We start from the raw sequence: 14,088 nt of genomic DNA on the forward strand, positions 1-14,088 counted from the left end.
GGAACCTTCCTCACGAGGTGGGGCGGAGTCGTTGCAGCGCGGCGGCGGCCACGATGACGAGTCCCTTGATCAGGAGCTGGATGTTGGAGTCGATGTTGTTCAGGGCAAGGATGTTGTTCAGTACGCCGAGCAGCAGCGCGCCGGCGACCGTTCCGGCGACCGAACCACGGCCACCGGCCAGACTGGTCCCGCCGATCACCACCGCGGCGATCGCGTCCAGCTCGTAGCCGATCCCGTCGTTCGGGCTGCCCTGGTTCAGCTGGACCGCGTGCACGATGCCGGCCAGCGAGGCGAGCAGTCCGCAGATCGCGAACACCGCGATCTTCACCCGCACGACCGGTACGCCGGACAGCCGCGCGGCCTTCTCGTTGCCGCCGACGGCGTACAGATGGCGGGAGAACGCGCTGACCCGCAGGAACACGACGGCGGCGATCGCGACCACCGCGAAGATCAGCACCGGGATCGGCACCAGGCCGCCGAACGTCCGCTCGCCGAGGATCGCGAACGAGTCCGGCGCCTCGTGCGGACCATCGCCGTACGCGATCGCGACGCCCTGCCCGCCGGACCAGATCCGGGCCAGGCCGCGGGCTATCTGCAGCCCGGCGAGTGTGACGATGAAGGACTGGATCCCGATCATCGCGGTCGCGACGCCCTGCAACGCACCGAAGACCAGGCCGATCGCGAGCACGAGTACGACGGACGGCAGGAAGCCCCAGTCGTTCTCGACCATCAGGACCGCGGACCCGACCGTGGCCAGCCCGAGCACCGCGCCGACGGACAGATCGATGCCGCCGATCAGGATCACGAACGTCATCCCGATCGCGATGATGCCGATCTCGGACACCGCGCGGACCACGTTCGCCAGGTTGTCCGCGCTGATGAACAGGATCTCGCCGTCCTTGCGGGGCGAGAAGATGATCGCCGCGATGAACACGGCCAGTAGCCCGAAGACACTCTGGAACCGGAACAGCGTGGCGACCACTCCGCCGGCGGACTGCTCCACCGGCGTCGCCGCGGCTCTCTCGTCCTGTACGGTCACTGGGCTCCTCCCACCTCTTCGAACACTTCGCCCTCTCCCATGGCTGCGGCGAGCAGGTCGCCTTCGCCGGAGTCCGCCGTACTGAAGGACGCGACGTCGCGCCCATCCCGCAGTACGACGACCCGATCGCAGACGCCGACCAACTCCGGCAGCTCGGACGAGGCCAGCAGGACGCCGATGCCCTGGCCGGCGAGCTCACCGAGCAGGCGGTAGATCTCGGACTTCGCGCCGACGTCGACGCCGCGGGTGGGTTCGTCGAGCAGCAGCAACTTCGGCTCGGTCAGCAGCATCCGGCCGAACACGACCTTCTGCTGATTGCCGCCGGACAGCGTGCCGACCTCGTCCTGCAGGCGGCCGAACTTCAGCCGCAGCCGGTCCGCCATCCGCACCGACGCAGCCCGCTCCATCCGCCGCGCGATCACCCCCAGCCGGCCGTACGACGGGAGGCTCGAGACGACCGTGTTCGCGAGGATCGAGTGGAAAAGGACAAGCCCGGACGCACGCCGGTCCTCGGGGACGAACCCGATGCCCTGGGCAAGTGCCTGGCGTGGTCGGCGGGGATGGATCTCCTGGCCGTGCAGGAGGATCCGGCCGGTCCGCGTGCCCGCCGGGGCGACGCCGTACAGGGTCTCGAGCAGTTCGGTGCGGCCGGCGCCGAGCAGGCCGGCCAGGCCGACGATCTCGCCGGAGCGAACGGTCAGGGAGATGCCGTCGGGGTCCCGGCGGCCGGGTCTCGGCCGGCGGGCTTTCAGAGCGAGGTTGTCGACGCGGAGGAGTTCGTCACCGGTGTCGGTGTCGGGAGTGGTGAACATGGTCTGCACCGGGCGGCCAACCATCGCCTCGACGACCTCGGCGGTGCTCAGCTTGCGGGGGTCGAAGCTGCTGACGATCTGGCCGTTGCGGAGGATGGTTGCGCGGTCGGCGACCTGGGCGATCTCCTCCATCCGGTGCGAGATGTAGACGATGCCGACGCCGGACCTGCGGAGTTCGCGGATGACCTCGAAGAGGCGCTCGACCTCGGCGGTGGTCAGAGCCGAGGTCGGCTCGTCCATGATCAGGACGCGGGCGTCGAGCGAGATCGCCTTCGCGATCGTGACGAGTTGCTGCTCACCGACGCGCAACTCGCCGACCGGGCGACGCGGGTCGAGCCTGACGCCGCTGCGTTCCAGCAGGGCGCGGGCTTCGCGCTCCATCCGTCGGCGGTCGACCGTCTTCAGCGCGGTGCGGAGTTCGCGGCCGAGGAAGATGTTGTCGGCGACGGACAGGCCGGGGACGAGATCGAGCTCCTGGTGGATCATCGCGATCCCGGCCGACTGAGCGTCGGTGGGTCCGCCGAAACTGACCTGCTGGCCCTTGATCTCGATCGTGCCGTCGTAGTCGGTGACGTCGCCGGACAGGATCTTCATCAACGTGCTCTTGCCGGCGCCGTTCTCACCGAGCAGCGCGTGCACCTCGCCCGCGCCCAGGGTGAAGTCGACCTCGCGGCAGGCCTGCACACCGCCGTACCGCTTCCCGATCCGGACCATCCGGACCAGGGCAGCGCCGTCGGCCATGACACCTCCGCGACCCGGTGAGTAATCGATTTCCCGGACGCTAGACCGCGCCCTCCCAGCCCGTCAACCCCTCACCAACTCTCCGCACCAATCCGTAACCCAGCTTCATCCCGCACGGCACCCTTTCCACCAGAGTCGAAAGGTGGGCGCGGACCGCCACGCCATCACATTCGCAGCGCGCGGGCGCGAGACCGCCCGCGCGAGCGTGAACTCGCGCGGGCGGCGGCAGTTGTGATGGCCTGGCGGTCCGGACCTCAGCTCCCCGACACAGACACCTTCGTGAAGAGCGGCCGGCCGCTCGGGGGCATCACGAAGTTCTGGACCCGGGAGCGGTGGGCCGAATTGGAGGCGAGGTCGGCGGGGAAGATGCCGACCGCGTCGGTCCACAGCATCTGGCCGGCCTGCTCGTAGAGCTTCGGGCGTTCCGCCTGGTCAACGGACGAGCGGGCGTCGAGCAGCAGCTTGTCGACCGCGGGGTTGCAGTAGCCGTTGCGCTTCGCGGAGCAGACGTAGAGCCGGGCCAGGGTGTAGTCCGCGTCGCCGGTGCCGGTGACGTTCGTCTGCAGGTTCATGTCCCAGTTGAGCTTGCCGAAGTCCTCCAGCCACTGGGCGCGTTCCTTCTCCAGGGGCTTCACCGTGACGCCGATCTTGGCCCAGTCCGAGATCATCGCCTGCGCCAGCGCCCGGATGTTCGGACCACCTTCCAGCGGCCACTGCATCGACGTACTGAACCCGTTCGGGTAGCCCGCCTCGGCCAGCAACTGCTTCGCCTTCGCCGGGTCGTACTTGTACGGCGCCAGCTTCGGCGCACCGATGACGCCTTGCGCCAGCGGCGCCTGCGCCACCGACGCCAGATCACCGAACAGGTCCTTGACCGTGCCCTCGAGGTTCAGCCCGTACCACATCGCCTGCCGGACCCGCTTGTCGTTGAACGGCTTCCGGTTCGAGTTGAACCAGTCGAAGTAGTACGTCCAGCTGGGCGTCGTCTCGTAGCTGATCCCGTCACTGCCCTTGAGAGAACCGACCTGGTCCGGCGGGATCTGCGTCAGTACGTCGGCCTCGCCGTTCTCCAACGCGGTGATCCGGCCGGCGACCTCCGGGATGTTGACGAACTCCAGCTTGCTCAGCTTCGGCACGCCGTCCCAGTACGTCGGGTTGGCTGCCAGCTCGAGCTTCTCGTCGGGCTGGAACGCGGTGACCGAGAACGGCCCGGTCCCGATCGGCTTGTTGAAGAACCCGTCGGTGTTGATCTTGTCCGCCGGCCCGATGAACAGCAGCGTGAGCGAACTCAGCAATGTGCCCAGCGGCTTGCTCGTCTTCACGGTCACCGTCTGCTCGTCGGTCGCCGCGAACGACGTCACCGTCTCGTACAGCGGAACCAGTGGGCCGTCGAGCTTCTTGTGCCGCTCGTACGACGCCACCACGTCCTTGGCCGTGAACGGCGTACCGTCGGAGAACTTCACGCCGGACCGGAGCTTGAACACCCAGGTGTCCGGGTCCGGGTTCTCCCAGGAGGTCGCCAGTACCGGGACGATCTTGCCGTCCTCGACCCGGACCAGCGGCTCCATGATCTGCTGGATCGCGGTCTGTACGGCCTCCTCACCGGCGAACTTGTGGGTGTCCAGCGATACCGGGAACATGGCCGGCGCGTAGCGCAGGATCTGCTCGCCGCCGCCGTCGGCGCTCGGCTCGCTGGCCGGCGAACACGCACTCAGCGCGGCCAGGGCGGCGACGGCGACCGCCGCCACGATTCGCTTCCTCAACACGGGGTTCTCCTTTGCAGGGCAGGGGTCACGAGGCGGTGTCGCTGGGAGGCCGCGTGAAGGTGTAGGTGGCGACGACCGGGTAGTGGTCGGAGGGCGCGCGGCCGTCGTGGAAGAAGTCGACGACCTCGCTGGTGCGGGCCGCGAGCGGGCCGCGGGCGAAGATCCAGTCGATCGCCTTGGGTGGTGAGGCGAGCGGTGACAGCCGGGTCCCGATCGGACCGGTGGCCACCGTCGGCACGACCGGGTGGGTCACCGGTGAGTGCCGGCCGAGTGCGGTGAAGCTGTCCAGGAACCCGGCGTTCCCGAGTTCCCACTGCGGTGGGCCGATGTCGTTGATGTCTACGGTGAACAGGCAGGCGCCGTCGCCGGCCAGCCGCTCCAGTGCTTCCGCGATCGCTCGGGCCTGGGTGACGCGGCGGTTGCGGTGGTCGGTCCGCTCGTCCGGGTGCCCGGGCCAGGTCAGGTGCGCCGTACTGAAGACCAACTCGGAACCGTCTGCCGGGCGCAGCCGAACCCAGAACAGGCGCGCGTCCGGCGACAGGATGCCGACGTCCTCGGCCCCGTGCTCAACGGCGGTGAAGAGGTCGCGGCGCCACCAGAGGTTGCTCTGGGTCTCCCAGCCGGCTCCGCCGTCGACGCGTTCATGTCCGGGCAGCACGTCGTCTACGAGCTTGCGGGTGGACGGGCGGAGCTCTTGTACGGCGAGCAGGTCCGGCGGACGGGTCGTGAACAGCGCGGTCAACGCGTCCTGCCGCTGCTCGAGGTGGAAGTCCGCCCACAGGTTGTAGGTCATGGTCACGAAACTGAAGTTGCTCAAGGCAAGCGTCATGCCGGCTGCTCCTCGGTGGAGGCGATTCCCGAGGTCGGGACGTTGTACGCCGTCAGCGTTGTTACTGCGAGTAAGTCGTCGACCTGGATCGTGGTCAGCGAGCAGTTCACCGGCGGATCCAGCAAAACCTCGCCGCCCGGTGGCAGCCGCAACGTCGACGCCGTCGCGACTCTGATCGGCCCGCCATGCGTCACCACAAGAACCCGACGCGCACCCGAGCCGGCGATCTCCCGGATCGCGTCCCAAACCCGTTCCCTCAACTGAGCGAACGTCTCCCCACCACCCCGCGCAACGTCCTCCCCCCGACGAAACGCCTCGACCACCGTGGGTTCGTCGGCGTACACGTCCGCAAACGTCCGCCCACCCCAACTCCCCACATCAATCTCCCGCCACCGCCGATCGACCCGCACCACAGACCGACCGCCCCACTCCGAGCAACCCGCCCCCCGCCCACCCGCCGCGTCCACGGCGTCCACCGTGCCTACCGTGTCCGCCAGGGGCAGGCTGTCGAGGTAGGGCTGGAGGGTCTCGGTCACGCGCTGGAGATCGCTGGCGACGATTTGATCAAAGACATCTGATCGCAGGTACTCGGCGGCCAGCTTCGCCTGCTGGTGACCGAGCGCGCTGAGGCCGGTGCCTTGCTGGCCCTGGTAGCGGTCCTCGGCGTTCCAGAGCGACTCGCCATGGCGAAGCAGGACAAGTTCAGTACGGCTCATCTGGTGGCTCCGGCTAGTTCGGTGGCGAAGTGGCAGGCGGTGGGGTGGCGGTCGAGTCGGGTCTCGAGCGCGGGCTCTTCCTGGGCGCAGATGTCCTCGGCTTTCCAGCAGCGGGTGCGGAAGCGGCAGCCGGACGGTGGATCGGCGGGTGAGGGTACGTCGCCGCCGATGATGATCGGTTCGCGTTCCGGCTTGGTCCACGGTTTCGGATCCGGGACCGCGGACAGCAACGCCTGGGTGTACGGATGCAGCGGCCGCTGGAACAACTCGTCCTGCGTCGCGGTCTCCACCACTCGCCCGAGGTACATCACCGCGACTTGATCAGAGATATGACGTACGACGGACAAGTCGTGGGCGATGAACAGGTACGCGAGCCCGAGGTCCCGGCGGAGGTCGGCCAGCAGGTTGAGCACCTGGGCTTGCACGGAAACGTCCAGTGCCGAGACCGCCTCGTCGCAGATGACCAGCTTCGGACGTAACGCGAGCGCGCGAGCGATGCCGATCCGCTGCCGCTGACCTCCGGAGAACTGGTGCGGGTAGCGCTTGGCGTGATCCGGGTTGAGGCCGACGCGTTCGAGCAGGTCGCGGACCTCGGCGCGGTGACGGTTGCGGGGTACGACGTCGGGGTGGATCTCCCAGGCCTCGCTGATGATCTGTTCGACGGTGGCGCGCGGGTTGAGGGAGGCGTACGGGTCCTGGAAGATCATCTGCAGCTGCCGGCGAACCCGGCGCATGGATGCCTTGGGCAACGAGGTGAGCTCCTCGCCCTCGAACACGATGCTGCCGGACCGCGCCTTCTCCAGCCCGGTGATCGTCCGCGCCACCGTCGACTTCCCCGACCCGGACTCCCCCACCAGCCCCAGCGTCCCCCCAGCCGGAATGTCGAACGACACCCCCGCCACCGCCTGAATCTCCCCCACCACCCGCCGCAACAAAGCCGACCGCAGCGGGAAGGAAGTATGCAACTCCCGCACAGACAACAAGGGCGCGGCGCCGGCCGGCGGGATGTATGAGGAAGTGGACGAGCCCGGGGTGCTCGAAGGACCCGGGGTGGTGGGGGCCGGGGTGGGAGTCGGGTTAGTGGGCATTGCTGAGGACTCCTTCCGGGTGGTGGCAGGCGGCTTGGTGCAGGGCTGGGCGGGTGGGGAGGGGGCGGAGGTCGGGTTGGTCAGTGGTGCAGAGGTGGTCGGCGTAGTGGCAGCGGGGGTGGAAGGAGCAGCCGGTGGGGAGGGACAGGAGGTCTGGCGGGGAGCCTTGGATGGGGGTGAGGCGGTCTCGGGGCCCGTCGAGGACGGGGACCGAGCCCATCAGGCCGGCGGTGTACGGGTGTCCGCTGTGTTCGTAGACCTCGCGGATCGGACCCGTCTCCACGACACGGCCGGCGTACATCAGCACGACGCGGTCGGCGACGTCGGCGACGACTCCGAGGTCGTGGGTGATGAGGACGAGCGACATGCCCTCCTCGGACTGCAGCCGGGCGAGCAGGTCCATGATCTGCGCCTGCACAGTGACGTCGAGCGCGGTGGTCGGTTCGTCGGCGATCAGCAGCCGCGGCGACAACGCGAGCGCCATCGCGATCATCACGCGCTGCCGCATCCCGCCCGAGAACTGATGCGGATAGTCGTCCAGCCGCTTCGACGCCGCCGGGATCCCGACCCGCTTCATCAGGTCCAACGCGGCCGCGCGGGCCTCACGACGCGAGGCACCGCGATGCCGCCGGAACATCTCCCCGATCTGGGCACCCACCCGGAAGACCGGGTTCAGCGAGCTCAACGGATCCTGGAACACCATCGCGATCTCACGCCCGCGCAAGCCCTTCGCAGCACCAGGCGTCAGCAGATCGCGACCGTCGTACGTGATCGACCCACTGGTGATCCGCCCGGCCGGCTTCGGCACGATCCCCATCACGGCTTGCGCGGTAACGCTCTTCCCGCTGCCGGATTCACCCAGCAGTGCAACCGTCTCCCCAGCAGCGACCTCGAACGACGCACCGTCGACAGCAGTCACCACACCACCAGAGGTGCCGAACTCGACGCGCAACTCACGCACACTCAACAAGGCCTTCATCACAGACTCCTCAGCCGCGGGTCGTACCGGTCCCGCAGCGCATCGCCGAGTACGCCGAGCGAGACCACCAGGAAGGCCAGCGCGATCCCCGGAATCGTCGAGATCCACCACGCATCGGCCAGATAGTTGCGCCCGTTCGCGATCGTCACACCCCAACTCGGCGTACTGGCCGGCGTACCGAGACCGAGGAAGCTGAGCGACGCCTCCGCCAGAATCACGTGCCCGATCTCAACCGTCGCCACCACCAGCACAGGCGCAACGCAGGCCGGCAACACCGACCGCGAAACCAGCCGCCACGTCCCGGCACCCAGCGTCCGCGACGCATCGACGAACTCGCGCCGCCGCGTCGCCAGCGCCTGCCCACGGGCCACGCGAGCGAACGTCACCCAGTTCGACACCGCCAGCACGATGACGACGTTCACCACCGACGGCCCGAGCAGCGCCGCGATGAAGATCGCCAGCAAGATCGAGGGAAACGCGAGTTGAATGTCGGCCAACCGCATCAGTACGCCGTCCAGCCAGCCACCGAAGTACCCGGCGGACAGCCCGATCGTCACCCCGATCGTCCCCGCGAGAACCAGCGTCGCCAACCCGACCGCGATCGAGATCCTTGCCCCCTGCAACATCTGCGCGAACAGATCCTGCCCGACCTGGTCCGTGCCGAAGATCGCGTACGACCCGTCGGACAACCGGCTGAACGGCGGCCGCAGCCGGTCCGCGGTCCGCGTGTCGACCGGGTTGTACCGGACCAGCCACGGCCCGAAGATCGCGGCCACCACATAGATCGCGATCACGATGAGGCCGAAGCGGATCCGGGCCGATCCGGCCCGCCCGCGCCGCTTGCTGGTCACCAGCGGCACGGTCGCGGTGGTGAGGTCGAGTTCGGTCGAGGTCACGTCAGTCACCAGCCAGACGGACCCGCGGGTCCAGGAAGCCGTAGAGGAGGTCGACAAGCAGATTGATCACCACGAAGATCGTTGCCACGATCAAGATCGAGGCCTGGACGACGCCGTAGTCGCGGCGCCCGATCGAGTCGATCAGCAGCCGGCCGACGCCGGGCCAGGCGAACACGGTCTCGACGATCACGGTGCCGCCGAGCAAAGCGCCGAACTGCAGGCCGACCACGGTCACGATCGGGATCAGCGCGTTCCGAAGCGCGTGCACGAGGATCACGATCCCCTCGCCGAGCCCCTTCGCCCGCGCCGTCTGCACGTAGCCTTCGTGCACCACCTCGAGCAGACCACTGCGCGTCAACCGCACCAGGATCGCCAGGAAAGGCAGCGCGAGCGTGATCGTCGGCAGCACAAGATGCGACCACGTCCCCGAACCCGCGCTCGGCAACACCTTCAGACCGCGCGCGAACACCAGGATCAGGACGATCCCGAGCCAGAACGACGGCGTCGACTGCCCCATCAGCGAGAAGACCGAGATCGCCCGATCCACCCAGCTGTGCGCCCGCAACGCCGCGATCACCCCGAGCGGCAACCCGATCAGCAACGACAGCAACAAGGCTGTTGTGGCCAGTTGGATCGTCGCCGGAAGCCGTTGCAGCACGAGGCTCATAGAGTCCGCGTTCAGCCGGAACGACTGCCCGAAGTCCAGATGTACGACGTTCGCCAGGTACGTCGCGTACTGCTGGATCATTGGCTGGTCGAGGCCGAGCTGCTGGTGCATCGCGTTCACCTGCGCCTGGGTCGCGTCAGGTCCGAGAATCAGGTACGCCGGATCGCCGGGAACGAGCCGCAGGACGACGAAGATGATGGTCACCGCGCCCCACAGCACGAACAGCGAGAACGCCACCCGCCGGACGACGTACGCCCCCATCAGACGCCGCTCCGCAGTACCGACACCACGCGCCGTACCTCCTCGATCGAGCCGGCCTGGATCAGTTCGGCACCCAGCGCCCCCGCGCACTGCCCGTCGTTGTCCCGCACCGGTACGGCGACCATCCGCGGAAGCGAGGCGACCGGCCGGGAGTTGTGCGCGAACCCGGACACCCGGATGCGCTGCAGCGTGACGAGCAGATCCGGCGTACCCGTCACCTGATCGGCGGGAAGCGCGGACAGATACGCGCGGCCGAGCGCACTCCGGTGCAGCGACACCGCATGTCCCGGCTCGACCGGCGCGGCACTCGCACTGCCCGCCACCGCGGACACCTGCAACACCCGGCCGGCCATCTTCGGCAGCGGTTTCGCCAGCACGACCAGCCGGCCGAGACGGTCACCGAGGTCGGCCAGCGCCCGCTCCGGTCCCGCCTGCCCTTGCGTCGCACAACGGAGCGCCGCCAACCCGTCCCGAGCGGTGTACCGGTGGTCGTCGACCCGGCTCGCCAGACCGTGCTCGCAGAACGTGACCAGAATCCGGTGCACGGTGCTCTTGTGCAGGCCGACGGTGCCGGCCAGTTCGGTCACGCCGTACGGCCGGTCCTCGCGGTTCAGCTCCGCCAGCACGGTCAGGGCGCGGCTCAGCGACTGCATGGTGTCTCGATTCCGTGAACGTTAACGGTAGCGTTAATGCACCGTAGAAGCGTGGTATTTACGTGTCAATAGACCACCGTTGCTCAGGGCGGAACGGCCCGTTGACGGTCGATTCCCGTGAACGTTAACTTCACTGACCATCCACCTGATTCATGCTTTGGGAGGCACTGCGTGACGACATCCGATGTCCGGAGCGCGCTGCTGGCCGCCGATCCCCGCCTGTCCAAGTTCTCGCCGTTGCCGCGCATCCTGGCCTTCGACGAGTTCGACAGCGGGACGCACGGCTGGTGCGAGCTGCTCGGCAACTACAACGGCCGCGGCGACCTGAGCACGGTCGACGACCACATGCGGGACTTCCGGCCGCCGCAGTTGTCGGCCTGCAACTTCTTCGACATCGGCACCCACGGTGCGCTCAGCGGGACCTACGCGCTCAAGCTCGCCACCCGGCCGCACAAGGGCCACACCGCGGTCGCGATCCGCCGGCTCACCATGAGCGGCCGCGGGCTGGTGCAACTGGAGACGTACTTCGCCTTCAAGTCCGAGGCGACCCTCGGCGGAGGCTCGGAGCTCGACACCTTCGGCGACGTGCAGTGGGACGGCAACACTCACCCGTCCGAGGCGCAGTTCGGTGCGTTCACGGTCGCCACGGATCTGTGCGGTGACGGCGGACTGCGCTACCACACGGTCGCGCGCTACCAGAACACCGATCTGGACAACCACTTCACCCGGCGCTGGATGGCCCCGACGGTCCCCGAGCCGACGCCGCGCGAGCACTTCGAGGGCAAGGTGAAGCTGGAGTACGCCGCCGATTTCACCGCGCCCAACCCGGAGGACTGGCAGCAGTTCGGCGAACCGCAGGAGCTCTGCTACAACGAGGTGCCGACCAAGGTGAACTGGCACTATCTGCGCTGGCTGATCGACACCGACAAGCGCCGCAACGTCGAGCTCCAGGTCAACGACCGGGTGATGGACATGAGCGACGTACCGGTCCCGCCGTACGAGGAACGCTACGAGACGCTGGAGAACCTGCTGAACTTCTACTTCTCGGTCCGCACTCACAGCAGCGTCAGGAACTTTCTTTTCCTCGACTCTGTCCTCATCTCGGTTGATTGGTAGGCCCATGCGACAGTCCATGACGGCGGTGCTGGAACGCGACACCACGTTCGACACCCGCTTCGCCACCGAGCCGTACGAGGTCGCCTGGGCGGGTGAGGCGCGCTGGTTCGTCCACCACGTCGGCGGCGACGGCACCGCGACGTACCTCACGCAGGTCTCGCCCGACGGCATCACCTGGTGCGATCTCGACGCAGGAGAGCACCGCGTCCGGCCGGGGCAGCTGATCAGCTGGCCGGTCAGCGGGTTCGGCCACTGGCTGCGGCTGCGCGCCAAGGTCGACGGTTCGGTCCAGGTGCGGATCCACCTGGCTGTGAAGGCTTAAGCTGCCCCAGGGGGTGAAGATGACGGAGGCACGGCGCCCGACGTTGCGGGACATCGCGGCAGCTCTCGGGCTGTCGGTGAACACCGTGTCGCGTGCGCTCGGCGACAAGGACAGCGTCAGCCCGAAGACGCGCGCGGCCGTGCAGGCCGAGGCGGCCCGGATCGGCTACGTGCCCAACACGCTGGCGCGGTCGCTCGTGCTCGGCTCGGCGATGACGCTGGGCCTCGTCATCACCAACCCGTCCAACCCCTTCTACGCTCAGTTGATCAGCAGCATCGAGCTCCGCGTCCGCGCCCAGGGGTACTCGTTGCTGCTGCTGGTCACCGACGAGAGCGCGGAGAACGAGCAGCGCGCCACCGAGGCGCTGCTACGGTCCGCGGTCGACGGCGCCGTGGTCGTGCCGGTCCAGGCCGAGTGGGACCACTGGCGCCGCGTCCGTGACGCAGGCATCCCGTTGGTGTTCGTCAACCGTGATGTGCCCGAGCTCGACTGCGACATGGTCGGGGTCGACAACGAGCGCGGCACCTACGAAGCGACCAGCCACCTGATCGCCGGCGGTGCACGCCGCCTGCTGGTGCTGGAAGAGGACCTGCCGATCACGACGACCGCCGACCGTGTCGCCGGCTTCCGCCGGGCGATGTCCGACGCCGGCCTGAAGGTCAAGGACGACACGATCCGCGCCGTACCGACCAAGCGCTACGACTCCCTCGCCCTGCCGTGGCAGCCGGAGGAGGCCTATCGGTTCGCGCAGACGCTCCTGAGCGACCGTCATCCGGATGCCATCGTGACCGGGAACGACTACTTCGCCCTGGGTCTGCTGCGCGTGCTTGCCGAGCTGGGTCTGGCAGTTCCCGACGACGTCGCGATCACCGGGTACGGCGACCACCCCTACGCGGCGTACTTGCAGACGCCCCTCACCACAGTCCGCCTCCCCGCCGCCGAAGTCGGTACGACGGCTGTCGACCTGCTCATGCAGCGGCTCAAGAGCGGCGGGAGCGAGCGCCCGAGGAAGACACTGATCCGTCCCGAGCTCGTCGTACGCGCTTCTACTGCGACTCCAGCCAAGCTCTGACCGACTCGTTGTGCTCGCCGAGTCGTGGCGGCGGGAGGTTGGTTTCGCGGGCGCCGGCGTAGGGCTGGTCGTCGAACCGCAGCGGCGGCCCGGGGAGCTGGATCCGGCCGAGCGTCGGGTGCTCGACATCGATCAGCAGGCCCTGTGACAGCGTCTGCTCCCACTCGTACACCTGCTGGAAGTCGCGGACCTTGCCGGCCGGAATCCCCTTCTCCGCAAGGCGTTCCAGCCACACGTCCGCCGACTCGTGCGCGAACGCCGCCTCGATCGCCGCGGTCAGTTCGTTGCGGTGGGCAACCCGTTGCGCGTTGACCGCGAACCGCTCGTCGTCCGGATCCAGCCCGACGATCGGTGCGAACGTCCGCCACTGCCCCTGACTACCGACGGCGACCTGGACGATGTCGTCCGCGGTCGAGTACATCCCGTACGGCGCGATCTGCGCATGGTGGTTGCCGACACGCTCGGGCAGTTCGCCGGCGACCGTCCACTTCGTCCCGTGGAACGCGTGCACGCCGATCACCGATGCCAGCAGGCTCGTCCGCACCACGCGCCCCTTGCCGGTGATCGATCGCTCGTGCAGAGCCGCCACCGCACCATAGGCGCCGTACATCCCGGCCAGCAGGTCCGCGATCGGTACGCCGGTCTTCGTCGGCTCGACCGCACCGGTGATGCTCATCAGGCCGCCCTCGCCCTGCGCGATCTGGTCGTACCCGGCCCGTCCGCCGTCAGGCCCGTCGTGCCCGAAGCCGGTGATCGACAGGATCACCAGGCCCGGGTTGAGCTCGTGCAGCCGCTCGACCGAGAACCCGAGCCGGTCCAGCACTCCCGGCCGGAAGTTCTCGATCAGTACGTCGGCCCGCCGGACCAGCTTGGTCAGGAAGTCGCGACCGTCCTCGGACTTGAGGTCCGCCGTCACCGATTCCTTGTTCCGGTTCGCGGACAGGAAGTACGTCGATTCGCCCTCGACGAACGGCGGTCCCCAGCCCCGGCTGTCGTCCCCGCCGCCGGGCGCCTCGACCTTGATCACGCGGGCGCCGAGATCTCCCAGCATCATCGCCGCATGCGGCCCGGCCAACGCCCTGGTGAGATCGACGACAACAACATCAGACAGAAGGTTCTGCACCCCGTCAC

General features: G+C 68.2%; 14 protein-coding genes. 3 read left to right on the plus strand and 11 right to left on the minus strand.

The genetic code is table 11. From position 1 onward, the window contains the following. Nucleotides 1-10: 10 nt before the first annotated feature. From ACIBG5_RS33280 to ACIBG5_RS33325, 10 genes are all read right to left on the minus strand, one after another. Nucleotides 11-1,039 (minus strand): ABC transporter permease, encoded by a 1,029-nt coding sequence (locus ACIBG5_RS33280; protein WP_396395490.1) that lies wholly within the window; start codon nucleotides 1,037-1,039, stop codon nucleotides 11-13. After that, nucleotides 1,036-2,592, minus strand: coding sequence for a sugar ABC transporter ATP-binding protein (locus ACIBG5_RS33285; protein WP_396395491.1), 1,557 nt, complete (start codon nucleotides 2,590-2,592; stop codon nucleotides 1,036-1,038). The genes ACIBG5_RS33280 and ACIBG5_RS33285 overlap by 4 nt, the downstream gene beginning before the upstream one ends. A gap of 254 nt (nucleotides 2,593-2,846) precedes the next feature. Next, complete coding sequence (locus tag ACIBG5_RS33290; protein ID WP_396395492.1) at nucleotides 2,847-4,358, minus strand: ABC transporter substrate-binding protein; 1,512 nt, start codon at nucleotides 4,356-4,358, stop codon at nucleotides 2,847-2,849. Nucleotides 4,359-4,383: 25 nt separating this feature from the next. Then, complete coding sequence (locus ACIBG5_RS33295; RefSeq protein WP_396395493.1) at nucleotides 4,384-5,187, minus strand: endonuclease/exonuclease/phosphatase family protein; 804 nt, start codon at nucleotides 5,185-5,187, stop codon at nucleotides 4,384-4,386. Beyond that, nucleotides 5,184-5,903, minus strand: coding sequence for a histidine phosphatase family protein (locus ACIBG5_RS33300; RefSeq protein ID WP_396395494.1), 720 nt, complete (start codon nucleotides 5,901-5,903; stop codon nucleotides 5,184-5,186). The genes ACIBG5_RS33295 and ACIBG5_RS33300 overlap by 4 nt, the downstream gene beginning before the upstream one ends. Continuing rightward, nucleotides 5,900-6,991, minus strand: coding sequence for an ABC transporter ATP-binding protein (locus ACIBG5_RS33305; RefSeq protein WP_396395495.1), 1,092 nt, complete (start codon nucleotides 6,989-6,991; stop codon nucleotides 5,900-5,902). Before ACIBG5_RS33305 ends, ACIBG5_RS33300 begins: the two co-directional genes overlap by 4 nt. Beyond that, nucleotides 6,981-7,970: an ABC transporter ATP-binding protein gene (locus tag ACIBG5_RS33310; RefSeq protein ID WP_396395496.1), complete on the minus strand. Its 990-nt coding sequence runs from the start codon at nucleotides 7,968-7,970 to the stop codon at nucleotides 6,981-6,983. Before ACIBG5_RS33310 ends, ACIBG5_RS33305 begins: the two co-directional genes overlap by 11 nt. After that, complete coding sequence (locus ACIBG5_RS33315) at nucleotides 7,970-8,875, minus strand: ABC transporter permease (protein ID WP_396395497.1); 906 nt, start codon at nucleotides 8,873-8,875, stop codon at nucleotides 7,970-7,972. Before ACIBG5_RS33315 ends, ACIBG5_RS33310 begins: the two co-directional genes overlap by 1 nt. Next, entirely contained in the window at nucleotides 8,868-9,794 is a 927-nt protein-coding gene (gene nikB, locus ACIBG5_RS33320) for a nickel ABC transporter permease (RefSeq protein ID WP_396395498.1), read from the minus strand. The genes ACIBG5_RS33315 and nikB overlap by 8 nt, the downstream gene beginning before the upstream one ends. Then, nucleotides 9,794-10,447, minus strand: coding sequence for a helix-turn-helix domain-containing protein (locus ACIBG5_RS33325; protein WP_396395499.1), 654 nt, complete (start codon nucleotides 10,445-10,447; stop codon nucleotides 9,794-9,796). Before ACIBG5_RS33325 ends, nikB begins: the two co-directional genes overlap by 1 nt. A gap of 171 nt (nucleotides 10,448-10,618) precedes the next feature. Between ACIBG5_RS33325 and ACIBG5_RS33330 the strand changes: the two genes are divergently transcribed. Genes ACIBG5_RS33330 through ACIBG5_RS33340 form a run of 3 tightly spaced genes read left to right on the plus strand, consistent with a single transcriptional unit; the run spans nucleotide 10,619 to nucleotide 12,957 of the window. After that, nucleotides 10,619-11,563: a DUF6772 family protein gene (locus tag ACIBG5_RS33330; protein WP_360445181.1), complete on the plus strand. Its 945-nt coding sequence runs from the start codon at nucleotides 10,619-10,621 to the stop codon at nucleotides 11,561-11,563. 4 nt (nucleotides 11,564-11,567) lie between these two features. Continuing rightward, on the plus strand, nucleotides 11,568-11,885 hold the full coding sequence (locus ACIBG5_RS33335) for a hypothetical protein (protein ID WP_396395501.1): 318 nt from the start codon (nucleotides 11,568-11,570) through the stop codon (nucleotides 11,883-11,885). A gap of 19 nt (nucleotides 11,886-11,904) precedes the next feature. Next, complete coding sequence (locus ACIBG5_RS33340; RefSeq protein WP_396395502.1) at nucleotides 11,905-12,957, plus strand: LacI family DNA-binding transcriptional regulator; 1,053 nt, start codon at nucleotides 11,905-11,907, stop codon at nucleotides 12,955-12,957. Here the strand turns inward: ACIBG5_RS33340 and ACIBG5_RS33345 are convergent. Beyond that, nucleotides 12,932-14,080 carry a CaiB/BaiF CoA transferase family protein gene (locus ACIBG5_RS33345; protein WP_396395503.1) on the minus strand — a complete coding sequence of 383 codons (1,149 nt, stop codon included), beginning with the start codon at nucleotides 14,078-14,080 and terminating at the stop codon, nucleotides 12,932-12,934. The genes ACIBG5_RS33340 and ACIBG5_RS33345 overlap by 26 nt on opposite strands. Nucleotides 14,081-14,088 lie beyond the last annotated feature (8 nt).

This window comes from Kribbella sp. NPDC050241 (assembly GCF_044459685.1).
In the GTDB taxonomy this organism is placed as follows: Bacteria; Actinomycetota; Actinomycetes; order Propionibacteriales; family Kribbellaceae; genus Kribbella.